The organism is Streptomyces sp. PA03-5A (assembly GCF_033792725.1).
Lineage (GTDB): Bacteria > Actinomycetota > Actinomycetes > Streptomycetales > Streptomycetaceae > Actinacidiphila.
Map to the genome: position 1 here is coordinate 254973 of NZ_JARAVL010000001.1, position 23229 is coordinate 278201.

Here is a 23229-nt window from a genome sequence, read left to right on the forward strand (position 1 = left end):
CGTCAGGCCTCCGTCCCCGTGCGGGCGGCCGCGAGGCGGACCGCGTCGAGGATCTTCTCGTAGCCGGTGCAGCGGCACAGGTTGCCCGAGAGCGCCTCACGGATGTCGCCGTCGGTGGGCTGGGCGTTGCGCTCCAGCAGTTCGTCGGCGGCGACCAGCAGCCCGGGGGTGCAGAAGCCGCACTGGACGGCGCCGGCGTCGATGAAGGCCTGCTGGACCGGCGACAGCTGCGTGGCCGGGCCGGCCGGACGCGCCTGCCACTGCTGTGCGGCGCCCGGGTCGGTGCCGGGGCCCGCCTCCCCCGTGGCGCGCTCCTTGGCGAAGTCCGCCAGGCCCTCGACGGTCACGACCTCGCGGCCCTGCACCTGGCCGGCGGCGACCAGGCACGCGCACACCGGCACTCCGTCCAGCCGGACCGTGCAGGAGCCGCATTCGCCCTGCTCGCAGGCGTTCTTGGAGCCGGGCAGGCCCATGCGCTCGCGCAGGACGTACAGCAGGCTCTCGCCCTCCCACACGTCGTCGGCGTCCTGGCGCCGTCCGTTGACGGTGAAGGTCACGCGCATCGGGCGCTCCTCTCGTTGCCGCGGTACTCGTCCCAGGTCCAGCCGAGGGTGCGGCGGGCCATGACCTGCAGTGCGTGGCGGCGGTAGGCGGCGCTGCCGCGTACGTCGTCGATGGGGCTGGCGCAGGCGGCGACCAGCTCCGCGAACTGGCGGGCCACGGACGGCGGGACGCTCCCCGCGCTGTCCCACAGGCCCTCCTCCTCCAGCGCCGCGGTCAGGAACTCCTCGGCGGTGGTGGCACGGACCGGGGTGGGCGCGGCCGAGCCGATGCCCGTGCGCACCGTGCGGGTGGCCGGGTGCAGGGCCAGGCCGAAGGCGCAGACCGCGATGACCATGGCGTTGCGCGTGCCGACCTTGGAGAACTGCTGGGGGCCGTCGGCCTTGGCGATGTGCACGGCGCGGATCAGCTCGTCCGGCGCGAGGGCGTTGCGCTTCACCCCGGTGTAGAACTCCTCGACCGGGATGAGCCGGGTGCCGCGTACGGACACCGCCTCCACCTCGGCACCGGCGGCGAGCAGCGGAGGGTGCGAGTCCCCGGCAGGCGACGCGGCGCCGAGGTTGCCGCCGACGCTGCCGCGGTTGCGGATCTGCGGCGAACCCACGGTGCGGGCGGCGAGCGCGAGGCCGGGCAGTTCCCTGCCCAGGGCCTCGATGACGCGGGTGTAGGGGACCGCGGCGCCCAGCCGTACGGTCTCCTCCCCCACCTCCCACTCGTACAGGTCACGGACCCGGTTCAGGTCCAGCAGGACATCGGGCCGGCGGTGGTCGAAGTTGATCTCGACCATCACGTCGGTGCCACCCGCGATGGGTACGGCCGTGGGGTGCTCCGCCTTGGCGGCGAGGGCCTCCTCCCAGGTCGCGGGACGCAGGAAGTCCATGAGCGCTCTCTTCTTCGTCGGGGGACGGGATGGCTTTTCATGTCCTGTTCACGCTGTGTGACCCAGTACACGTCCGGGCACCGTGCCGGGTGCAGTCACCGAACGCATGAAGCACTTCGCTGGTCGGTAAGCTGGTCTTGTAGATTCCTCCGAAAGACGCGGACCTGAAACCTGTCGGCATCGACACGGCAACACCGATGCAATCGAGTGGGCGCCACCCTGGTACCGCCTCAGAGACGGAAGCGTTCGAGACAAGGCGACGACGATGCGGCTGCGCGCACTGCTGGACACCGATGCCCTCGGCCTGCGGCTGCTCGGCGGCGAGGAGGAGCTGGACCGCACGGTCCGTGGCGTGATGACCACCGACCTGAAGGACCCCAGCCGCTACCTCTCCGGCGGCGAGCTGGTGCTGACCGGCCTGGCGTGGCGCCGCGCGCCGGACGACTCCGAGCGCTTCGTGCGGATCCTCGCCGCGGCCGGTGTCGCCGGTCTCGCGGCCGGCGAGGCCGAGCTGGGCTCGGTCCCGGACGACCTGGTCCTGGCCTGCGCCCGGCACCGGCTGCCGCTGTTCGCGGTCGACGAGGACGTCGCCTTCGCCTCCATCACCGAGCACGTGGTGCGCCAGGTGTCCACCGAGCGGGCCGGGGACCTGGCCGCCGTGGTGGAACGGCACCGCCGGCTGATGACCTCCGGGCCCGAGGGCGGCGGGCCCGACGCCGTCCTGGACCTGCTCGGCAGCGACCTCGACCTGCGCGCCTGGGTGCTGTCCACGACCGGCCGCAGGATCGCCGGCTCCGACCACCCGCTGCCCGCCGGCGTACGGGCCGAACTCGCCGGCGAGCACCTGGCCGCCGCCCGGACGGACCGCCCCTGGCCGCACCGCGCCTACACCGCGGGCCGCCACTACTCGCTCTTCCCCATCCGCAGCGGCGACCCGGCCGACGACATCCGCGGCACCCTGCTCTCGGACTGGTTCCTGGCGGTCGACGCCGACACGGGCGACTGGCCGGCCGAACGCCTGGACCTGCTGGACGGCGTCACCCAGCTCATCGCCGTCGAGCGCGACCGGCGGGACGCCTCGCGCACCGTGCGCCGCCGCCTCGCCGCAGAGGTGATGGACCTGGTGCAGACCGGCGCGCCGCCGGGCGAGATCGCCGCGCGGCTGCGCGTGGCCGCGCCCGTACTGGTGCCGGGGCTCGGCACCGCGCCGCACTGGCAGGTCGTCGTCGCCCGCGTGGACTGGGCGGGTGGCGGGCCGGCCGCCGGTCCGGTCGCCCAGGCCCTGCTGGAGGAGGCCCTGGTCGATCCGGGCGCGGTGGGCCCCGACCCGGCCGACCGCATCGCCGTCGCCCACACGGGCGAGGAGGCGATGGCCCTGGTCCCCCTGTCGTCGCTCGAGTCCGACGGCGCCGCCCCCGAACTGTCCGCCCAGGGGCTGCTCTCCGTCCTGCGCGGGCCCCTCACCCGGGGCCTCGACGGCGACGGACGGCTCACCATCGGCGTCAGCGCCACCGTCCACTCCGCCGACGGGCTGCGCGGCGCCCTGGAGGAGGCCCGCCACGCCCGCCGCGTCGCCGCGGCCCGCCCGGGCCGGGTCTGCGTCGCCGGCCACGAGGAACTGGCCTCGCACGTCCTGCTGCTGCCCTTCGTCCCCGACGACGTCCGCCGCGCCTTCACCGCCCGGCTCCTCGACCCGCTGCGCGCCTACGACCGGCGGCACCGCGCGGAGCTCATCCCCACGCTCGAGGCCTTCCTCGAGTGCGACGGCTCCTGGACGCGCTGTGCGAACCGGCTGCATCTGCACGTCAACACTCTGCGCTACCGCATCGGCAGGATCGAGCAACTGACGGGCCGCGACCTGTCGCGTCTGGAGGACAAGCTCGACTTCTTCCTGGCCCTGCGGATGAGCTGACGGCGGCCCGCCCGGTCGGCGGAGGCCGGCACGCCGCGTGCGCCGCGGTCGCCGTGGATCTTGACCCGTGGTCGCGGCTCGGGCAGGCTCGGTCAGAAATTCGGGGGGCCGGGTGTTCGAGTTCGATGTCCTGGGGTCGTTGCGTGTGCGCCGGGAGGGTCGGACGGTGGCGCTGCCGGCCCCGATGCTGCGCCGCCTGTTGTGCCTGCTGCTGGCGGGGGGGGCGGGCGGCCGGTGTCCGCCGGGCGGTTGCGGGACGCGTTGTGGGAGGGCGGGCCCCCGCCGAGCTGGCGCAAGACCCTGAAGGTCCACGTGCACCGGCTCCGCCGTGAGCTGGGCCTGGAGGAGCGGCTGCACCACGGGCCGCAGGGCTTTCGCCCTGCCGCCGCCCGGGGTCCCCGTGGGATCCCGAAGGGCCGTGGGGACCCCGGTGACGACCACCCCGACGGGGGGCGTCCGGGAACCGGGTCCGGTCAGAGCGCGCAGTCGCGGTTGGGGATGTACAGATCGAGCCAGGTGTTGGACCCGACGACGCCGTCCACGCCACCGGGCGTCCGGTTGCAGCGCTGCACCGCGCGAACGGCCTCGTCGGTCTTCGTCCCGAACTCGCCGTCCTCGGACAGCCAGTAGTCGTAGGCGCTGCTCCCCACGTTGATGAGGCACTGGATCTGCTTCACGGCGGCCGCCGTGCTCGCGTTGTAGGGGCCCTTCTTGAGCGTCGGGCGGTACCAGTCGTTCACGTAGTTGCACTCTCCGTAGGTGTCCGCCGCGTGCGCCGCGGTCGGTGCCACCAGCCCTCCCAGGCACAGCGCGGCGACGGTGGCACCCACGGCGCCGATGCGGGCACGGTTCATGCGCATGATCTGTCCCCTCCACGAACTGCCGGATACGCGACCCCCCTTCGAGGGCCGGTGAACAGCGTCCGCCCCGCCGGATGCGGTACGGATGCGCCGTGGTTGCGCCACGGTTGCGAGCGGGACCGGCCAACTGGGAGGCAGGAAATCGATCACACGCCGTCCGCCCTCTTGGCGTGGCACCCGGTGTCGTGCTGGACTTCGGCCCAACCGGCTCGATGACGCGCTTCGGGGAGGGCAAGTGGCGGACACCGCCATGTCGGACGCAGAGGTGGGACCGACGGTGCCGGGCGGTGGTGCGCCGCCCGACGTGTCGCGGCTGCGGGGCCGCGGGTGTTGGGCGGAGGCCGCACAGTTGCTGGCGCCCCACGCGGAGCGGTCGCCGGCGGCGGCGACGCAGCGGGCGGCGTTGCTGATCGAGCGCTGCATGTTCACCCTGGACGGCTGGGCGGAGGCCGAGGACGCCCTGCGCTCAGCGGAGGCCCTGGCCCGTACGGACGACGAGCGCGGCGAGGCCGCCTGCGAACGCGGCAACCTCGCGTACGTGGCGACGCTCTTCGGGATCCGCGACCGGGCCGACGAGGCGCGCGCCGCCTTGATGCGCAGCGCCGCGCTGCTGGCACCCGGTGCTGCGGGGCGGCCGCTGCTGGACTTCCGGCGCGGCCTGATCGCGGAGAACCTGGGCGACGACCCGGACGCGGCGAAGGCCGCGTACCGCCGGGCGCACGCGGGGGCGGTGGCCCACGACGACGTGCTGCTGACGTCCTACACCTGGCGGCACCTGGCCGGGCTGGCGGCCCGCGACGGCGACCTCGCCGAAGCCCGCCACGGCTTCACCGAGTCCCTGCGGATCCGTGTGGAGCTCGGCCATGCCGTCGGGGTCGCGCCCGCCCTGACCGCGCTGGCCGGGGTCGAGCCGGACCCCGAGGCGCGGCGGCTGCGCGCCGAGGCGGCGCGGCTGTTCCGGATGCTGGGCGGGGTGCCGGTGTGGCTGGCCGGGGAGCTGGACGTGGACGCCGGCTGAGCGTCACGCCCCGGAGAAGTGCTCGCGCACCAGTGACTCGACGGTGCTGAGGTCACCGGAGACCAGCGCCTCCAGCAGCGCCGCGTGCTGCGTGGCGTCGGCGATCAAGCGGGCGCTGATGCCGCGCACCGGGGCGGCCCCGGGACGGGCGTGGCCGTGGTCATCGGTGACCGGCCACTGCGACCTGCGGTGCAGCTCGTCGGCGACGGCGACGAGCTGCCGATTGCCGGAGAGCTCCAGCAGGGCGCGGTGGAAGGCGCGGTCCGCCTCGGCGTAGGCGGCGCGGTCGCCGAGGGCCGCGGCGGCCACCGTGGCCTCGGCGAGCGGGCGCAGCTGCTCCCAGCGGGACGCGGGGAGCGTGCGGGCCAGCCGCAGCACGACGGGGACCTCCAGGAGCGCGCGCACCTCGGCGAGGTCGGCGAGGTCCCGGCTGCTGCGCTCGGCGACCCGGAAGCCCTTGTTCGGCATGGCCTCCACCGCGCCCTCGCGGGCCAGCAGCTGCATCGCCTCGCGCACCGGGGTGGCGGAGACCCCGAAGCGCTCGGCGAGCGCGGGCGCGGAGTACACGGCCCCCGGGCGCAGCTCGCCGGTGAGCAGGGCGCCGCGCAGGGCACGCAGGACCTGGTCCCGCACGGTGTGCCGCTCGGGCAGCCGGCGCGGCCGGGGGAGCCCTTCGGCGCGGTCCGGAACGGCCTCGGTGCCGGGCTCGGCGTGCGGGTGGGCACCCCGGACACGTTCGTCGTGGCCGGGCGGCACCCCGGGGGCCGCCGCGGCGGGCGCCGCAGGGCGCCGCGCGGCGCGGTGGGCGTACTCCACAGAGGCTCCTTAGGACAGTCGTGTGCGCTGGCGCACTCCCGTGGGGAACGTGCGCCGCCATCTATTGCAACACGCTCCGCGACCGGCTTCGAGCCCCCTGGGCGAAGGCTCTCCCCCGGCAAGATCGTCCGAGGCTTGCCACATCTCATGTGGATCTTTCGCCCATGTCATCCGATCACCCGTCAGGTCACAGGTTTCGACTCGATCAACTGAACCAAACCCGCTCCCCAGTTCGAGTATTCTGACGATCTCGTCCCACGCCACCCCTCCGTTGGCGTTCTCTTGCCCTGAAACCGCATCGCGCGCCCGAGGCGTTCGCCAGGATGGCGCGCGGACGCCGTCTCGCGGCCCGAGCGCGACGGTACTGCGACGCAAGGAATCGCTCGATGAGACTTACGGACACAACGCTGGACTGGGCGCTCCCGTGCGCCGTGGGTCTGGCGGTCCTCGCCGCCGCGGCGGTGTTCCTGCGCAACCGCAAGGCCCGCAAGGAGGAGACGGGTCAGGCCGATTCCTGGGAGCGCTCGGAGGAGCGGCGTCGCAAGAAGGAGGCCCTGTACGGCACGGCCTCCTACGTCCTGCTCTTCGGGTGCGCCTCGGTCGCCGCGGCGCTGTCCTTCCACGGCCTGGTCGGCTTCGGCCAGCAGAACCTCGGCCTCTCCGGAGGCTGGGAGTACCTGGTTCCCTTCGGGCTCGACGGCGCGGCCATGTTCTGCTCGGTGCTCGCCGTGCGGGAGGCGAGCCACGGTGACGCGGCGCTGGGCTCGCGCCTGCTGGTGTGGCTGTTCGCGGGCGCGGCGGCCTGGTTCAACTGGGTGCACGCGCCCCGCGGCGGCGGCCACGCCGGCGCCCCGGAGTTCTTCGCGGGCATGTCGCTCTCCGCGGCCGTGCTCTTCGACCGCGCCCTCAAGCAGACCCGCCGGGCCGCCCTGCGCGAGCAGGGGCTGATCCCGCGGCCGCTGCCGCAGATCCGCATGGTCCGCTGGCTGCGTGCGCCCCGCGAGACGTACGGCGCATGGTCGCTGATGCTGCTCGAGAACGTCCGCACCCTGGACGAGGCCGTCGAGGAGGTTCGCGAGGACCGCGCCCGCAAGGAGCAGGAGGCCCTGCGCCGCCGCGAGCACGAGCGTCTGGAGCGGGCCCGCATCAAGGCGATCAACCGGCAGCACCGGATCTGGAACCGCGGCGGCAGCAAGTACGAACTTCCCTCCTCGGCCGCGGCGGGTGCCCAGGCCGGCGCGGAGCCTGCCATAGAACCGGAGAAGGCCGAACTGCCCTCGCGCTCCCGGCCCGCCCTGTCGCCCGTCCGTGAGGAGGTCGCCCGTGCGACGATCGACCTCACCGCCGAGGACGACACCATGGCCCTCCCCAAGCTGGACTCGCTGGAGCGCAAGCTCGCCGACCTGGAGCGCCAGTACGGCTGATCCCACGCATCTGTGACGCCTCGTCAAATTCGCTGCCCCGGCCCGGACCTCCGGCCGGGGCAGCGGCGCGTCCGGAGGCGCCGGCGCGGCCGGCTGCGGGTCAGCAGGCCCCGGCGTCGAGTTCGAACCAGACGATCTTCCCGGTGCCGTCCCCGTCGGGGCGCACCCCCCAGGCGTCGGCGAGCGACTGGACGAGCAGCAGTCCGCGGCCTGAGGTGCGACGGTCGGAGGGGGCGCGCAGGCGCGGATGACGGGTCGTGAAGTCACGGACCTCGACGCGCAGGCGGTGGTCGGCCCCGGCCAGCAGCGTCACGGTGAGGACGGCGCCGCGGTCGGTGTGGCGGAGGGCGTTCGTGACGAGTTCGGTGGTGAGGAGTTCGGCGGTGTCGGCGAGGGCGGGCACGCCCCAGCTCCGTAACGCCTCGCGCAGCAGCCTGCGGACGTCGGCGACGGCCGGCAGGTCGGCGTGCTGGACAGGCCGGTGCAGCCGGCGCGCCTCGACGGGCCCCCCGGCCTCCCTGCCGCCCGGCTGGACAGGCTGACGTTCCATCGGCTCCGCTCCGGCCGCTGACGCCCTTTCGGGTTCGAACATCTACGCGCAATGCATGCCCCACCGTGACCACGTCCAGTCATGGACCGGGGACGGAGCGCTCCTGTATCCACTGTATGCATTGCATGCAATGCATACAGTGGATACAGTGGTGGGGTGCAGCAGACGGACGCCGCGCGCACGCGGCTGCGGGAACTGATCCTGGACGGGGTGTACGCGCCCGGCCAGCGCCTGACCGAGCTCGAGGCCGCGGCGGTGCTGGCCATGAGCCGTACGCCGGTGCGGGAGGCGTTCCGGGCGCTGGTCGCCGACGGGCTGGTGCGCTCGGCGGGGCGCGGGGTGAGCGTGGTCGACATGGGGCCGGAGGCGCTGCGTCACGCGTACCAGGTGCGGGGCGTGCTGGAGGGCCTGACGGCGGAGCTGGCCGCGGAGCGGCAGCGGCGCGGGGAGATAGCGCCCGCCGAACTGACCGCGCTGGAGCGGCTCGCGGCGGACGCGGAGGAGGCCACGGCCGCGGGCCGGCTGGTCGAGGCCGTCCGGCACAACCGGCGCTTCCACGCCCGGATCGCCACCCTGTCGGCGAACCCGGTGGCCGCCGGGTCGCTGGAGCGGCTGTGGGACCAGATCCAGGTCTCCACACGGCGTTCGCTGGCCGCACCGCTGCGCCCCGGTCAGGTCGCCGCGCAGCACCGCCGGCTGCTCGCCGCGATCGCCGCCGGCCACGCCGGGGAGGCCCACGCGGCCGCCCGTGAGCACGTCATGGACACCTGTGCCGCCTACGAGCGGGACGGGGCGGAGGAGGAGCGTTAGCCGTGCCCGACATCAGCAAGCGCCACACGTACACCACCGAGGTCGTCTGGACGGGGAACCGGGGCACGGGCACCGGCACGTACCGCGGGTACGGCCGGGAGCACGAGATCGCCGCGCCCGGTCTGCCCGTACCGCCGATACCCGGCAGCTCCGACCCCGCCTTCCGCGGCGACCCGGCGCGCTGGAACCCCGAACAGCTGCTGCTGGCCGCGCTGTCGCAGTGCCACATGCTGTCGTACCTGCACGTGTGCACGGTGGCCGGTGTCGTGGTCACCTCCTACACCGACCGGGCGGAGGGCACGATGGAGGAGACCGCCGACGGCGGCGGCCACTTCACCCGGGCCTTGCTGCGGCCCCGGGTGGAAGTGGCCTCCGCCGCCATGGTGGACGCCGCCGTCAAACTCCACGCGGACGCCAACCGGCTGTGCTTCATCGCCAACTCCGTGGCCTTCCCCGTGGACCACGAGGCGGAGGTGACGGTCACGGCGGGCGGCTGACCGTCCGCCGCCCCGTGCGGCGCCCGGGTCAGCGCAGGCCGCGCAGGACGTTGCCCTCGGTGGTGAGGTAGTGGGAGCGGTAGTCGAAGCGGCGCGCCCGGGCGAACAGCAGGTAGTAGTACTTGGCGTTCTCGCTGAACCAGTAGGCCGGGGTCAGGTCGCCCAGCTTCATGGGGCGGGCGGTCACGTCACGTACCACGGTGTACCCGTTGGCCACCTTGCAGTACTGCCTCTGCCGCCGGAACATCTCGGCGGCCCGCTGCCGGTAGAGCTCCTTGCCGGTGGCGAGCCACAGGAAGAGGCAGGAGTCCACGTACTCCGGACGCAGCGGGTAGGAGGCGTCCAGGGCGCTCATGCCGTGGTAGTCGAGGCTCTCGGGCGGCAGGCGGAAGGAGCGCAGGGTGGCGGCCCAGCTGTCGTGGTAGGCCTCGCCCTCGGCGACGCGGCCGCTCTGGGCGAGCAGTCCGGCGTAGAAGGCGGTCAGTTCGGACTGCGCGTGCCCGGTGCCGGCGCCCGTGCGCATGTCGGCCTGGCGGAACCAGAGCCGTCCCGAGCGGCGCTCGGTCAGGTGCGTGAGGACGGCCGCGGTGAGGGTGGTGTACCAGGTGCGCATTTCCTCGTCGCGGTAGAGCTCCCAGCCGTCCCAGAGGTACTCGTAGAAGGAGTCGACGGGCGGGTCGAGGGTGGCGGTGGTGCCCGTCCACGCGCCGGTCTCGACGTTCATTCCGGTGCCGAGCAGGTCCAGCCGTGAGCGGCGGTCGTAGACGGCGCGCAGGGCCTTCTTGGCGGCGTCGTAGTACTTCCGGTCGCCGGTGAGCCGGGACAGCTCGCCGAACTCGGTGATGCAGGTGCCGATCTCGGCGAGGTAGTTCTCCTTGCCGGAGACGGCGCCGGTGACCAGGTTCACGTAACGGTAGGGGGCCCCGGTGGGCGACCGGGTGAAGGCGGGCAGCAACCGGTCCGCCAGTTCGCGGGCGCGGTCGAGCAGGACGGGTTCCTTGGTGGCCAGGTGTCCCGAGAGCAGTCCGCCCACCAGGCGGATGATCGTCTCGAAGACCTGCACGGGGGCGTCCTGGCCGAGCACGAGGTCGTCGCGCACCCACTGGACGCCGGCGTCCAGCTCCTCGTCCAGCTCCATCAGGTAGAGGGTGTCCAGCGCCTCGACGATCGTCAGGCCGAGGGTGCTGCCCGGGATGAAGAAGTCCGAGCCGGCTCCGGCGAGCGGCCGCAACTCGTCGCGTCCCCAGGCGAGTCTGCGATAGGCGTCCCAGGCGCTGCGGAACTCGGTGACGGACGCGCGGGCGAGCGCCGCGTACGGGTCGGTGGCGGCCGCCGCCGTCCCGGGCAGGGACACGGAGGGGACGGCGGCGATGGGGGCGAGCCGTGCGGCGGCACCGAGCAATCTGCGCCGGGAGAGCCCGCCGGGACGCGCGATTTTTCTCATGCTCCGAAAACCCCGTCCGCCTTCCGGGCGTTACGGGACACCAGCGCATTGACGGGGAATCCATCCGGTGAGCCGACCCGAGGAGCTGAGATGCACGACGACCGTCTGCTGGTCGAGGGCCGTCTGACCAGGGCCATGAACCAGTTCGTCCGGCCCGCCCGCTACGCCGACCGGGTGCCGCTGGGCATGTCGGTGTGGCATGTGGAGGACGGGAAAGGGGGGCCCGTGCCGGTCGGTGAGGCGCTGAAGGCCTCGTCGGACGGAGCGTTCGAACCGTTTTCCGTGGGCACGCTCTGGGGGCCGCCGTGGTCGACCAGCTGGTTCCGGCTGGAGGGCACGGTGCCGGCGGCCTGGGCGGGCCGCCGGGTCGAGGCCGTGATCGACCCGGGGTTCGGGAACGACGGCCCGGGCTTCGTGGCCGAGGGGATGGTGTACGACGCCGAGGGGGTGCCGATCAAGGGCGTCCACCCGCTCAACCGCCATGTCCCGGTGGCCGGTCCGGCCGCCGGGGGCGAACGGGTGAGCCTGCTGCTGGAAGCCGCGGCCAACCCCGCCGTGCTCCGTGACTGGCGTCCGACCCCGCTCGGCGACGTGCTGACCGCGGGGTCCGAGCCGCTCTACCGCTTCGACACCGCCGAACTGGCCGTCCTGGACGAGGACGTCTGGCACCTCGTGCTGGACGTCGAGGTCCTCGAGGGCCTGATGCACGAGCTGGACTTCCACGATCCCCGGCGCCACGAGATCCTGCGCTCGCTGGAGGACGCCCTGGACGCGCTCGACCTGCACGACGTGCACGGCACCGCCGCGGACGCGCGTCGCGAACTGGCCGGGGCACTGTCCCGGCCCGCGCACGCCAGCGCGCACCGCGTCTCGGCGACCGGCCACGCCCACATCGACTCGGCGTGGCTGTGGCCGCTGCGGGAGACCGTCCGCAAGGCCTCCCGCACCTTCGCCAACGTCACCGCGCTCGCCCGCGACTACCCCGAGCTGGTCTTCTCCTGCTCGCAGGCCCAGCAGTACGCCTGGGTGAAGGAGCACCAGCCGGTGGTGTGGCAGCGCATCCAGCAGGCCGTCAGGAACGGCAACTGGGCGCCCGTCGGCTCCATGTGGGTCGAGTCCGACGCCAACATGCCCGGCGGCGAGGCGCTGGCCCGGCAGCTCGTGCACGGCAAGCGCTTCTTCCTGGACGAACTGGGCGTGGAGACCGAGGAGGTCTGGCTGCCGGACACCTTCGGCTACACCGCCGCCTTCCCGCAGCTCGCGAAGCTCGCGGGGGTCCGCTGGTTCCTCACCCAGAAGCTGTCCTGGAACCAGTCCAACAAGATGCCGCACCACACCTTCTGGTGGGAGGGCATCGACGGCACGCGCGTCTTCACCCACTTCCCGCCCGTCGACACCTACAACGCGCAGCTCGCGGGCCGCGAACTGGCGCACGCGGTGCGCAACTTCGCCGAGAAGGGGCGCGCCACCCGCTCCCTGGTGCCGTTCGGCTGGGGCGACGGCGGCGGCGGTCCCACCCGGGAGATGCTGGAGAAGGCGCGCCGGCTGCGTTCCCTGGAGGGGGCGCCCCGCGTCGAGATCGAGAAGCCCGCCGCCTTCTTCACGGCGGCCGAGGCCGAGTACGGCGACCGGGCCCCGGTGTGGTCCGGGGAGCTCTACCTGGAGCTGCACCGCGCGACGTACACCACGCAGGCCAAGACCAAGCAGGGCAACCGGCGCAGCGAACACCTGCTGCGCGAGGCCGAGTTGTGGTGCGCGGCGGCCGCGCTGGGCGCTGCGTCCTCGTACGCCTACCCGTACGAGGAGCTGGACCGGATCTGGAAGACGGTGCTGCTGCACCAGTTCCACGACATCCTGCCGGGCAGCTCCATCGCCTGGGTGCACCGCGAGGCGCGCGACACCTACGCGGCGGTGCGGGAGGAGTTGGAGGACCTGATCGCTGGGGCGGTGCGGGCGCTGGGCGGCGACGGGTCCCAGGGCTCCCCCGCCCTGCTCAACGCCTCGCCGTACGCCCGGGAGGAGGTCGTCGAGCTGGACGTCACGGCGGCGGCCGCCCTGCCGGAGGGCAGCGGCGCGCAGCCGCTGGCGGACGGCCGGGCGGTGGTGGCCGCGAGCGTCCCGGCGCTTGGCACGGCGGCCGCCCTGGACCGCCGGGGCGCCACTGCCGCGGACCCGGTGCGGGCGGTGCGGGAGGGCGGGCTGATCGTGCTCGGCAACGGCCTACTGCGGGTCGCCGTCGACGCGGACGGGCTGCTGGCCTCCGTCCGCGACCTGACCGCCGGCCGGGAGGTGCTGGCGCCGGGGAAGCGCGGCAACCTGCTGCAGCTGCACCCCGACCACCCCACCAAGTGGGACGCCTGGGACATCGACCGCCACTACCGGCGCAAGCACACCGACCTGACGTCGGCTCAGTCCGTCGAACTCGTCGAGGAGGGCCCGCTGCGGGCCGCCGTCCGGGTCGTACGGGCCTTCGGCGGCAGCCGGGTCGTCCAGGAACTGCGGCTGACCGCCGGCAGCCGCCGGCTCGACGTGCTCACGGAGGCCGACTGGCACGAGTCGGAGAAGGTGCTGAAGGCGTCCTTCCCGCTCGACGTGCTCGCCGAGCGCTCCACCGCCGAGATCCAGTTCGGGCACGTGCACCGCCCCACCCACGCCAACACCGGCTGGGACGCGGCCCGGTTCGAGATCTGCGCCCACCGCTGGCTGCACGTCGGCGAGCCCGGCTACGGGGTGGCGCTGCTCAACGACTCCACCTACGGCCACGACGCGAGCCGTTCCGGTACCGACACCACCGTCCGGCTCACCCTGCTGCGCGCCCCACACAGCCCTGATCCGCACACCGACCAGGGCATGCACCGCTTCACCTACGCCCTGCTGCCCGGAGCGGCGGTGGGCGAAGCGGTCGCGGCGGGGCTCGCGCTCAACCTGCCGCTGCGGCGGGCGGATTCACTGCCGCCGCTGCAGCCGCTGCTGCGGGTCGGTCACCCCGGCATCACCGTGGAGTCGGTCAAGCTCGCCGACGACCGCTCCGGCGACGTGGTGGTGCGCCTGTACGAGTCGCGGGGCGACCGCGCCTCGGGCGCGCTCACCACGGGCTTCCCGCTCGCCCGCGCCCGGGTCACCGACCTGCTGGAGAGGCCGCTGGAGGACGCCGAACGCGAGGGCGACGCGGTCGCCGTCGCGCTCCGCCCGTTCCAGATCCTGACGCTGCGGCTCACCCCGGGGCCGCGTCAGGCATCCCAGACGGCGACCGCCGTACGGTCGTCCGCGTAGCCCTTGACCCGGGTCTGGGTGTCGCCGAGGAAGGCCGGCAGGCCGGGGGGCTCGGCGGCGCCCCACCGCTGGGTCAGGCGGGCGACGAGGGCGGGCTCGCCCCGCAGCGGCCCGGCCAGTCCGCCACTGCACAGCAGCAGGGTGTCGCCGGAACGGGCCACGGAGGCGCGGAAGCGGAAGCGTACGGCCGGGCTGTCCTCGGTCTCGGCGCGCTCGTCGGGCCGCCAGGGGTCGAGGTCCTGCCACTCCCCGCCGCGGATGCGGTAGAGCCCGCCGTCGCCGACTCCGAAGAAGAGGCGGATGCGGCAGTCGGGGTCGGCGGGCAGCAGCAGGCAGCGGAGCGTGGCGCTGTACTCGGCCGGGTCCAGGCCCAGGTCCTCGCCGCGGGCGCGCAGCCGTCCGTAGCAGCGGTCGGTGAGCCGGTGCAGGCCGGACTTCAAGGAGCCCCGGCGGGAGGCGCGGATGTCCTCGCTGAGCCGGACCTGGCTACGGCCCACCGCCGCCGCCATCCAGGTGCAGGCGTCGCGGGCCGCGCGGTGGGCGGTGTCGGAGGTGCGCGGGCCGGTGGCGGCGGCGATCAGCAGCAGAGCGTCGTCGCCGCTGCCGAAGCGGGCGGTCAGGACCGCGTCGCGGCGCGGCTCGCCCCGGTAGCGGGCGGAGTCGCCGCGCACCGAGGCCGTGCGGATCGTCAGCAGGCCGTACCGGGCGCCGTCGAGCTCCGTGTCCGGGACGAGGTCGTCGAGGTCGTCCGGGTCGGCCGCAGGCCAGGCGGTCGGCTCGGGGTCGTACGTGGGCGGGCCGTCGCCGACGTACGGCACCGCGGGGAGGGTGGGCTCCGGCCGGCCGGCCGGTGCGGACCGGACGGCCGGCGCGGGAGGTTCCGGGGGCGCCGCGGACCGCGCGGGGTCCGGGGCGGGTTCGGCGGGGGCCCATCCCGGGGGCAGGCCGGGCGGCTCCGAGGCCGGTTCGGGCAGCGCCTGGGGGTGGGGCGGGCCCTGGTACTGCCAGGGGCGCGGGGCGGCAGCCGGGGGCGGGGCGGGACGGCGCAGCCGCAGGGTGTCGGGCGGGCCGGCGTCGTCCGCGGCGGTACCACCGGCCTCTCCGGCCGCATCGCTGCCGGGGTCCGTGCCCGCATCGGTGCCGAGGTACCAGGTGTCACCGGGCGCGGCCGGCGCGGCCGTGTCCTGCGGCACGGTCCGCCAGGGCGCCTCGCCGCCGCCGTCCGGCTCCTCGCCCTCCGGCTCCTCGCCGAGCGCGGAGAGCGCCGAGCTGTAGCGGTCGTCGAGCGTGTCGCCGGGCTCCCGGCCCGCGGGGTCGGGCTGCCCGTACAACTGCCGCCACCACTCGTCCTCTTGGCGGCGGTCCGTCTCCCCCTGCTGACTCATGCCCCTATTGTCCACCGGCGGGCCCGCGGCGAAACAGGGTTCGGACACGCGAATGGTCCGACGGGCGGCCGGCTCCCTCCTCGGGCCGCACGTCGGACGATCCAGTAGGGACACCTTGCCAGGACAGGGGTTCGAGCAGGGATGATGGCGGGCGGCGGGATTACGCCATGGCTCATTCCCGCCATGCCCGCGTATTGCGTTCCTCGGATCCGGAAGGGGTGCCCGTGCTCGGTGCCATAGGGCTGGACGATGCCCAGGAGGCGGCGTACCGCGCCCTCGTGGGGCTGGGAGCCGCCGAGGTCGTCGACCTCTCGCACCGGCTCGGCATGCCCGAGGACGAGGCGGCCAGGATACTGCGCCTGCTGGAGCGGCAGGGGCTGGTCGCGCAGTCCTCCGCCCGGCCCGGCCGCTGGGTGGCCGCCCCGCCCACGGTGGCGCTCGGCGCCCTGCTCACCCAGCAGCGGCACCATCTGGAACAGGCGGAACTCACGGCCGCCGTGCTGGCGCAGGAGTACCGCGGCGAGGCCGCGGAGCCGTCGGCGCACGACCTGGTGGAGGTGGTGACCGGCGCGAGCGCGGTGGCGCACCGCTTCAACCAGCTCCAGTTGGGTGCGGAGAAGGAGGTCTGCGCCCTGGTGACGGGCACCCCGATGGTGGTGTCGGGGATGGAGAACACCGCCGAGGAACGCGCCGTGGAACGCGGGGTGACCTTCCGCGTGGTCATCGAGCGCGAGGTCATCAGCGGACCCAACGGCATCGCGGAACTCACGGCGGCGCTCGGCCGCGAGGAGCAGGTGCGGGTGGTGGACCGGGTCCCCACCAAGCTGGTGCTGGCCGACCGTTCGCTGGCGATGGTGCCCATGGCCCGGGACGCGGGCGGCCCCGCGGCGCTGGTCGTCCACGGCAGCGGTCTGCTGGACTCGCTGATGGCCCTCTTCGAGAACGTCTGGCGCGAGGCCCTGCCGATCCGCCTGGACACCGGGGGCGCCCTGCGGGAGGAGTCCCCGGACGCGCCCGACGCCGTCGACCTGCAGATCCTGTCGCTGCTGCTGGCCGGGCTCACCGACGCCAGCGTCGCCAAGCAGCTCGAACTGGGGCTGCGGACGGTGCAGCGCCGGGTGAAGCGGCTGATGGAGCTCGCCGAGGTGTCGACCCGGCTGCAGTTGGGCTGGCACGCGTACGAGCGGGGCTGGGTGGAGCGCACCCCCGGCTGAGGCGCGGGGACTTGGGGCTCCGCCGGCGCGGCCGGAAAACCAGGGGGCGCCGGGGCCCGGCTTCGGGCACGCTGGGCCCATGGGGACCGGACAGCTGTGCCTGATCGGTGCCGTCATGCTGTCCGGACTGTGGGGCGTGCTCGTACCGGGCGCGCCGGGCCCGCTGATGTGCTGGGCCGCGGTCCTGTGGTGGGCGACCCATCTGCACACCACGGTGTCGTGGGGCGTCCTGGCGGCGGCCACCGGTGTGCTGCTGCTCAACCAGGCCGCCCAACTGCTGCTGCCCGCCCGGTCGGTGCGGGACGCGGGGGTCCCCCGGCGGGCCTTCCTCGTCGCCGGGCTGTGCGCCGTCGCGGGCTTCTTCCTGCTGCCGGTGGTGGGGGCGCCGGCCGGTTTCACGCTGTCCCTCTACGGCGGCGAGCGGATGCGGCTCGGCAGCCACGGCGCGGCCTGGTCCTCCACCCGTACGGCCATGCGGGCCGCGGGAACGGCGCTGCTGGTCGAGCTCTTCTCGTGCCTGCTGGTCGCCGGGGCGTGGCTGGGGGCCGTCGTCACCTCGTAGGCCCCACGGTGCCCGCCGGAGCCCGGCCGCGCGCAAGCGGCGGGTGCGCGGCGGCCGTTCGGGCCGCTCCGTCGCCGTCCTCCGGCGGAATTGTCAGGGCTCCGTAACAGCCGGATCCCCCGGTGCCCCTCCCCCGTCCTCCCGTGTGCAGGTACGGGACACCGGACACGAGGAGCGGGGCGGACATGGGGTGGAGCGGGATGCGCGGGACGAACGGCCGGGTGCTGGCGGCGGCACTGGGCGTGGCGGGGGTGGCCGCGCTGGCGTCGGTGTGGACCGCCCAGGCCGGCACCCCCGACGGGCCGCAGGCGGCGGTCCGTCCGGCGAAGCCCTCCGCCTCCGCCAAGCCCCGGCCCATACCCGGGCAGACCTCAGTGCCGGACGCCGAACTACCCGCTCCCGTGGTGAACATGGACATCGCCCACGCCTCCGACAAGGGCCCCCGGGGCGTCAACATCACCATCGACGACGGGCCCGACCCGCAGTGGACCCCGCAGATCCTCCAGGTGCTGCAGGACAACGGCGTGAAGGCGACCTTCTGCATGGTGGGCCCGCAGGCCCGGGCCCACCCCGACCTGGTGAAGGCGGTGGTGGCCGCCGGGCACCGGCTGTGCGACCACTCCGTCACGCACGACACGACGATGAACGGCAAGCCGCGCGTGTACCAGGCGAAGGAGATCCTGGACGCCGAGCACATGATCACCCAGGCCTCGGGGGGCGTCAGGCCGCTGTACTACCGGGCTCCGGGCGGTGCCTTCACCCCGTACAGCCGCCAGCTGGCGGCCTCCCGCGGCATGCGCCCGCTGGGCTGGAACGTCGACTCCGAGGACTTCAAGCAGCCGGGCACCGCCGCGCTGGTGTCCACCGTCAAGAACGAGATCTCCAACGGGCCGACGCTGCTGTTCCACGACGCGGGCGGGGACCGCGGCCAGACCGTCGAGGCGCTGCGGGAGATCCTGCCCTGGCTGAAGCAGCAGGGCCGCACCTTCGGCTTCCCGATGCGCTGAGCGCCGGGCTGGCGGCCGGGAACAGACGAGAAAGCGCTCTCAGAAACGGCCCGCGAGCTGCGGGGAGAGCGCTCTCTCCATGCTTCCCGGAGGGACTACGCTGTTCCCGTCCCGAGAGGAGCACCCCTTGTCCGACCAGATCTCCGGAGCACGCCCGACGCTCGAAGCCGTCGCCGAACGGGCCGGGGTCTCCCGGGCCACCGTCTCCCGGGTCGTGAACGGCGGGACGGGAGTGCGCGAGGCACTGGTGGACAAGGTCCGCAAGGCCGTCGAGGAGCTGGGCTACGTACCCAACCAGGCCGCCCGCTCGCTGGTCACCCGGCGCACCGGGGCGGTCGCCGTCATCGTCGCGGAGCCGGAGAGCCGGGTCTTCGCGGACCCCTTCTTCGCACAGCAGTTGCTCGGCATCAGCCGTGAGCTGGCGGTGCACGACTCGCAGCTCGTCCTGCTGCTGGTGGAGGGCACCGCCGACTACGACCGGGTGGGCCGATACCTGGCCGGCGGGCACGTGGACGGCGCGCTGGTCTTCTCGCTGCACGCCGAGGACCCGCTGCCCGGCATCATCCGCCGGATCGCGCTGCCCACCGTCTTCGGCGGGCGTCCCGGCTGGCCGGGGGCGGAGGGGGACCGCAGCGTGCTCTACGTGGACTCGGACAACCGCGGCGGCGCCCGCGAGGCGGTGCGCCACCTGGTCTCGCTGGGGCGGGAACGCATCGCGACCGTCACCGGGCCGCTGGACCAGACCGCGTCGGTGGACCGGCTCGACGGCTACCACGACATCCTGATGGACGCCGATCCACGGCTGATCGTCGAGGGCGACTTCTCCGAGGCGGGCGGGGCGCGTGCCATGGCCGTGCTGCTGGACCGGGCGCCGGACGTCGACGCCGTCTTCGTCGCCTCCGACCTGATGGCCTGCGGTGCTCTGCGGGTGCTGCGCGAGCGGGGCCGGCGGGTGCCGGAGGACGTCGCGGTGGTCGGCTTCGACGACATGGTCTCGGTGGCGGAGCTGGCCGACCCCCCGCTGACGACGGTCCGTCAGGAGATCGAGGAGATGGGCCGGTTGATGGTCAGGCTGCTCGTGCGGGGCCTGGAGCGGCGGTCGGAGGAGGACAGCGGCGGCCGTCCGCTGTCCTCGCTCGTCACCCCGACCCGGCTGGTGCGGCGCGCCAGCGCCTGACCGGCCGGGGCTCAGAGCGTGCTGTGCTCCTTGACCACACGGCGGGCCTGGGCGAAGAGCATTCCCACGTTGACCGAGCGACGGCAGACGACGACGGCGACGACGTCCTCGTTCATGTTGTTGCGTATGAACAGGTGGGTCAGGTTGTCGCTGTTGACGAGGATCTCCTGGAAGTAGTGCGCGTCACTGGTGACCCCGCGGCGCTCCTTGAAGACGTCCTCGATCATCACCACCGTGCGCCCCTGGAAGAGGTCGAGGGTCGCCGCGGCGAGCAGGTCCAGGACCTCCGGCGGATGGCTGTCGACGGTGTCGACGGAGAGCAGCATGCCGGTCGACATGTCGACCACACCGGCGGCGAGGCAGTCGGGGACCTCCTGGCGCAGGTTCTTCACCAGGCCCATGACCTGGTCGGACAGGTTGCCGTGCGGGCGTTTTCCGGTGGTGCTCACAGCACTCCTTCTGCGGTCTTCACTGAGGCTTGGATCGTCATCCGAGGACTCCCTCGGGGTCGTGCGCGGACTCCGGCGCGGGCACGGCGCCCGGTCCGGGCCCGGGTGCCAGCAGGATCGCGCCGATGCGCTCGACGGCGGACCTGGCCTCCACGTGGAGCTGGGGGACGTTCATGCCCTCGTCGCCCACGACGACCAGGAGCGCGGTCTCGCCGACCGCGTAGACGGCGGTGTAGCCGCCGCTGCTGCAGGTCACGGTCCTGCGGAGCGGGCCGCGCAGCGCCGCCACGGCGATCCGCCGGGCGAGCCCGAGGCTGGCGGCGGCCAGCGCGGCGAGCCCGTCGGGGTCGATGGCGTCCTCGGTGTCGGCGGCGATCAGCAGGCCGTCGACGGCCGCCACGGCCGTGTCGGTGACGCCGACCACCTGGTCCCGCAAAGCGCGCATCTCGGCGACCAGGGCGTCATGATTCATGCACGTGCACCTCCTTGAATTCCCTTCGGTCGGTGTTCCGTTGGTCCCCGCGGATTTCGGTCACGGGGAATCGGTCCGGCTCCGTCCTCGCGGCCGGAGAAATCCTTTCCAGCCCGATTGCGGGCGGCTCGCGTCGAGAGCCTCGCGAATACCGCTGGCGCCCGGTTCTCGGCGGGGCAGCCCCTCGGCGCCGGGGGCCGTGACGGGGACGTCCCCCGGTTCCCACTCCGGTACGGGCGGGTACGAGCCCGGGTACGGGTCCGCAGCGCCCTCCGGGAGGGCGAGGGGAGGACTCGGCGCGGCAGGGCCCGCCGGCTCCGCCGGTGTCGTGGGATACGGGTCGGAGAGCCGCGGCGCCGGGGCGGGCGGCGGCAACGGGTGGGCCGGCGGGGCCGGGACGGTCTCGACGAGGCCCTCGGCGCACATCCGGGCGACCTCCACGGTGATCGTGTAGACCCCGCGGCCGATGAGGAACGCGATGTCCCGGGGGCTGCGCCGTCCGTTGGCGCAGCCGAGGATCTCGCGGCGCACCGGCGCCAGGGGCTCGTCCGCCCACGCGGGCGGACCCACGGCGGCGACCCGGTCGCGGTCGGGCGAGACCCATCGCGGCAGGGAGGCCAGCGCGGTGAGCCGGCGACCCGCCTCCACCAGCAGTTCCTCCGGTTCCACCCCGTTGCCCAGGCCGGGCGGCGGCACGGTGCGCAGCGCTCCCGGCGGGGCGGGGTCGAAGGCGCAGTTGTCCAGGCGTCCGGCCAGCACGGCGAAGACGGCGTCCTGGACGGCCATCATGTGCAGCACCTGGAACTCGGCCGTGCCCAGCCGCCCGCCGGCGGCGATCGGCGCGCCCGGCCACAGCCCCGTACCTGCGGCGTCGTGGGCGGCGTTCCACTCGTCGGCGTCGATGCGCCCGGAGCGCACCAGCAAGGTGCCCACCCCCGGCGCTCCGGGACTCTCCACGGCCACGACCGCGCCGTCGAGCAGATGGAAGGCCCCGCCGGGGCTGCCCTGCACACGCAGCACCCCGGTCGCCTGTTCGTCGCGGCACCTGGACAGCGCGCGGCCGAGCAGACCGTGAGCGGCATTCCGGGCGGGCACGGAACCCGATGGTGCCGAGGTCATCGCTCCCCTTGCTGCGGTTATTCGGGCATACGGGCGGGCGGGCTCGCGGACATAGGGACGGGAGGCGCGGAAATGCCGTACTCATGCACGAACAATCACGCCGGCGGGTAATTTCTAGCAGCCCTCCGACACGCTCCTCCGGGCATCGCACGACATGGCCGAGGACGAGTATTTGGGCCCTACAGATGTCAATTCCGTGCCGTTCCACGACCGTTTCCGCGCCAACGGGCGGAGGCGCCCGGAGAGGTTCGCGAAGGGTCACGACGCCGGCGATGCCGTCAGGACGTGGAGCCGCGCAGGGCCCGGGGCCACCCCACCGGCCGTTATCCATTCGACTCTTGACGAATCACCGGATGCGGCGGCACTCTCCTGGGCATCGCTTGAGAGCGCTCTCAAGAACCGCGAACAAGGGCCCTCTCACCCGTCCCGAAGCCATGGGAGGCTTCCATGCCCATCGCCCGAGCCGCCAGACGCGCCACCCTCCGACTCGGGGCGGTCGCGCTCGCCGGGGCGCTCCTCGCCGCCTGCGGATCCGGCTCGACCGGCACGTCCGCGGACAAGGACGGCAAGGTCACGATCACCGTCGACCTGTTCGGCACCTTCGGCTACAAGGAAGCCGGCCTGTACGACGAGTACGAGAAGCTCCACCCCGGTGTCACCGTCAAGGAGAGCAGCACCGAGAACGAGGCCGACTACTGGAAGGCCCTGCAGACCCGGCTCGCGGGCGGCGGCGGCCTCGCCGACGTCCAGGGCATCGAAGTGGGCCGCATCGCGTCGGTCACCCAGCAACAGGCCGACAAGTTCGAGGACCTGGGCGCCCTGGGTGCCAAGGACCTCAAGGACGACTTCTCCGCAGCCAAGTGGGCCGCCGCCACCACCTCCGACGGCCGCACCCTGGGGCTCGGCACCGACGTCGGCCCCGAGGCGATCTGCTACCGCACCGACCTGTTCCGGCAGGCCGGCCTGCCCACCGACCGGACGCAGCTGACGCAGAAGTGGTCCACGTGGGACGGCTACCTGGAGCTCGGCAAGCAGTACAAGGCCAAGGCCGGGGCCAAGAGCGCCTGGGTCGACAGCGTCGGCAGCCTCTACTCCGTCATCGTCGGCCAGGAGAAGGAACGTTACTACGACGCCTCCGGCAAGCTGATCTACGACGACAACGCCGCCATCACCTCGGCCTGGGACCTGTCGGTGAAGGCCGCCCAGGATGGGCTGAGCGCCAAACTCGCCCAGTGGACCCCCGCCTGGAACCAGGCCTTCAGCAGCGGCTCCTTCGCCACCATCGGCTGCCCCGCCTGGATGCTGGGCTACATCAAGGGCCAGGCCGGGGACGCCGGCAAGGGCAAGTGGGACGTCGCCCCGCTCCCGGGCGGCGCTTCGGGCAACTGGGGCGGGTCCTACCTGGCCATCCCCAAGGGCTCCGCGCACGCCAAGGACGCCTTCGCGCTGGTCAAGTGGCTGACGGCCGCGGAACAACAGGCCAAGCTCTTCAAGAAGCAGGGCAGCTTCCCCTCCAACGTCGGGGCGATCGAGTCCGTCAAGGACGTCACCGACCCGTACTTCAGCGACGCGCCCATCGGGCAGATCTTCGGCGCCGCCGCCGAGGCCTCCCCGGTGCAGGTGCTCGGCGTGCACGACGGCGACGTCAACCAGCAGATCACCAACGCGCTCGGCGAGGTCGAACGCAAGGGCACGGACTCCGCGACGGCGTGGAGCCACGCCAGGAAGGGCGTCGAGAACGCCGTCGGCTGACGGCCCCCGCCGGCGCCGGGCGCGGCGGACCCCTCCCCGGTCCTCCG

General features: G+C 73.7%; 21 protein-coding genes. 11 read left to right on the forward strand and 10 right to left on the reverse strand.

Features of this window, described 5'->3' with window-relative positions:
- Positions 1–2: 2 nt before the first annotated feature.
- Both PV410_RS01180 and PV410_RS01185 read right to left on the reverse strand, forming a co-directional pair.
- Positions 3–563, reverse strand: coding sequence for a (2Fe-2S)-binding protein (locus PV410_RS01180; protein WP_500321690.1), 561 nt, complete (start codon positions 561–563; stop codon positions 3–5).
- Positions 554–1441 carry an FAD binding domain-containing protein gene (locus PV410_RS01185; protein WP_500321691.1) on the reverse strand — a complete coding sequence of 296 codons (888 nt, stop codon included), beginning with the start codon at positions 1439–1441 and terminating at the stop codon, positions 554–556. The genes PV410_RS01180 and PV410_RS01185 overlap by 10 nt, the downstream gene beginning before the upstream one ends.
- Positions 1442–1706: 265 nt before the next feature.
- Here PV410_RS01185 and PV410_RS01190 point away from each other — a divergent pair, with 265 nt between their 5' ends.
- Positions 1707–3353: a PucR family transcriptional regulator gene (locus tag PV410_RS01190; protein ID WP_500321692.1), complete on the forward strand. Its 1647-nt coding sequence runs from the start codon at positions 1707–1709 to the stop codon at positions 3351–3353.
- 473 nt (positions 3354–3826) lie between these two features.
- Here PV410_RS01190 and PV410_RS01195 read toward each other — a convergent pair whose 3' ends face one another.
- Positions 3827–4213, reverse strand: a complete 387-nt coding sequence (locus tag PV410_RS01195) for a peptidoglycan-binding domain-containing protein (protein ID WP_500321693.1) — start codon at positions 4211–4213, stop codon at positions 3827–3829.
- Positions 4214–4463: 250 nt separating this feature from the next.
- Here PV410_RS01195 and PV410_RS01200 point away from each other — a divergent pair, with 250 nt between their 5' ends.
- A complete protein-coding gene (locus tag PV410_RS01200) occupies positions 4464–5231 on the forward strand; it encodes a hypothetical protein (protein WP_500321990.1) in 768 nt (255 codons plus the stop codon).
- A gap of 3 nt (positions 5232–5234) precedes the next feature.
- On the opposite strand, the gene PV410_RS01205 is transcribed toward PV410_RS01200, so the two are convergent.
- The gene (locus PV410_RS01205; RefSeq protein ID WP_500321694.1) at positions 5235–6047 is read right to left on the reverse strand and encodes a GntR family transcriptional regulator; all 813 of its coding nucleotides are present in this window, start codon (positions 6045–6047) and stop codon (positions 5235–5237) included.
- A gap of 386 nt (positions 6048–6433) precedes the next feature.
- Between PV410_RS01205 and PV410_RS01210 the strand changes: the two genes are divergently transcribed.
- Positions 6434–7471, forward strand: coding sequence for a DUF2637 domain-containing protein (locus PV410_RS01210; RefSeq protein ID WP_500321695.1), 1038 nt, complete (start codon positions 6434–6436; stop codon positions 7469–7471).
- A 100-nt stretch (positions 7472–7571) separates the two neighbouring features.
- Here the strand turns inward: PV410_RS01210 and PV410_RS01215 are convergent, their stop codons facing one another.
- Positions 7572–8021, reverse strand: coding sequence for an ATP-binding protein (locus PV410_RS01215; RefSeq protein ID WP_500321696.1), 450 nt, complete (start codon positions 8019–8021; stop codon positions 7572–7574).
- A gap of 156 nt (positions 8022–8177) precedes the next feature.
- Between PV410_RS01215 and PV410_RS01220 the strand changes: the two genes are divergently transcribed.
- Complete coding sequence (locus PV410_RS01220; RefSeq protein WP_499514690.1) at positions 8178–8831, forward strand: GntR family transcriptional regulator; 654 nt, start codon at positions 8178–8180, stop codon at positions 8829–8831.
- Positions 8832–8833: 2 nt separating this feature from the next.
- On the forward strand, positions 8834–9328 hold the full coding sequence (locus PV410_RS01225) for an OsmC family protein (RefSeq protein ID WP_500321697.1): 495 nt from the start codon (positions 8834–8836) through the stop codon (positions 9326–9328).
- 28 nt (positions 9329–9356) lie between these two features.
- On the opposite strand, the gene PV410_RS01230 is transcribed toward PV410_RS01225, so the two are convergent.
- A complete protein-coding gene (locus PV410_RS01230) occupies positions 9357–10772 on the reverse strand; it encodes a glycoside hydrolase family 47 protein (protein WP_500321698.1) in 1416 nt (471 codons plus the stop codon).
- Between the two features lie 90 nt (positions 10773–10862).
- On the opposite strand from PV410_RS01230, the gene PV410_RS01235 reads away from it, so the two are divergent.
- Complete coding sequence (locus PV410_RS01235) at positions 10863–14045, forward strand: alpha-mannosidase (protein ID WP_500321699.1); 3183 nt, start codon at positions 10863–10865, stop codon at positions 14043–14045.
- Here PV410_RS01235 and PV410_RS01240 read toward each other — a convergent pair.
- Positions 14003–15430, reverse strand: coding sequence for a protein phosphatase 2C domain-containing protein (locus tag PV410_RS01240; RefSeq protein WP_500321700.1), 1428 nt, complete (start codon positions 15428–15430; stop codon positions 14003–14005). The genes PV410_RS01235 and PV410_RS01240 overlap by 43 nt on opposite strands.
- 224 nt (positions 15431–15654) lie before the next feature.
- Here PV410_RS01240 and PV410_RS01245 point away from each other — a divergent pair, with 224 nt between their 5' ends.
- From PV410_RS01245 to PV410_RS01260, 4 genes are all read left to right on the forward strand, one after another.
- Positions 15655–16644 (forward strand): helix-turn-helix domain-containing protein, encoded by a 990-nt coding sequence (locus PV410_RS01245; protein ID WP_500321701.1) that lies wholly within the window; start codon positions 15655–15657, stop codon positions 16642–16644.
- A 79-nt stretch (positions 16645–16723) separates the two neighbouring features.
- Complete coding sequence (locus tag PV410_RS01250; protein WP_500321702.1) at positions 16724–17206, forward strand: DUF456 domain-containing protein; 483 nt, start codon at positions 16724–16726, stop codon at positions 17204–17206.
- A gap of 185 nt (positions 17207–17391) precedes the next feature.
- Positions 17392–18213, forward strand: a complete 822-nt coding sequence (locus PV410_RS01255) for a polysaccharide deacetylase family protein (protein ID WP_500321703.1) — start codon at positions 17392–17394, stop codon at positions 18211–18213.
- Positions 18214–18340: 127 nt separating this feature from the next.
- The gene (locus PV410_RS01260; RefSeq protein ID WP_499514682.1) at positions 18341–19390 is read left to right on the forward strand and encodes a LacI family DNA-binding transcriptional regulator; all 1050 of its coding nucleotides are present in this window, start codon (positions 18341–18343) and stop codon (positions 19388–19390) included.
- Between the two features lie 11 nt (positions 19391–19401).
- Here the strand turns inward: PV410_RS01260 and PV410_RS01265 are convergent, their stop codons facing one another.
- The 3 genes from PV410_RS01265 to PV410_RS01275 all read right to left on the reverse strand — a co-directional run bounded on the left by PV410_RS01265 (position 19402) and on the right by PV410_RS01275 (position 21406).
- Complete coding sequence (locus PV410_RS01265; RefSeq protein WP_500321992.1) at positions 19402–19791, reverse strand: hypothetical protein; 390 nt, start codon at positions 19789–19791, stop codon at positions 19402–19404.
- Between the two features lie 85 nt (positions 19792–19876).
- Complete coding sequence (locus PV410_RS01270; protein ID WP_500321704.1) at positions 19877–20311, reverse strand: roadblock/LC7 domain-containing protein; 435 nt, start codon at positions 20309–20311, stop codon at positions 19877–19879.
- Between the two features lie 60 nt (positions 20312–20371).
- Positions 20372–21406, reverse strand: a complete 1035-nt coding sequence (locus PV410_RS01275) for a MarR family transcriptional regulator (RefSeq protein ID WP_500321705.1) — start codon at positions 21404–21406, stop codon at positions 20372–20374.
- Positions 21407–21877: 471 nt separating this feature from the next.
- Here PV410_RS01275 and PV410_RS01280 point away from each other — a divergent pair, with 471 nt between their 5' ends.
- Positions 21878–23182, forward strand: coding sequence for an ABC transporter substrate-binding protein (locus tag PV410_RS01280; RefSeq protein WP_500321706.1), 1305 nt, complete (start codon positions 21878–21880; stop codon positions 23180–23182).
- The last annotated feature ends 47 nt before the right edge of the window (positions 23183–23229 follow it).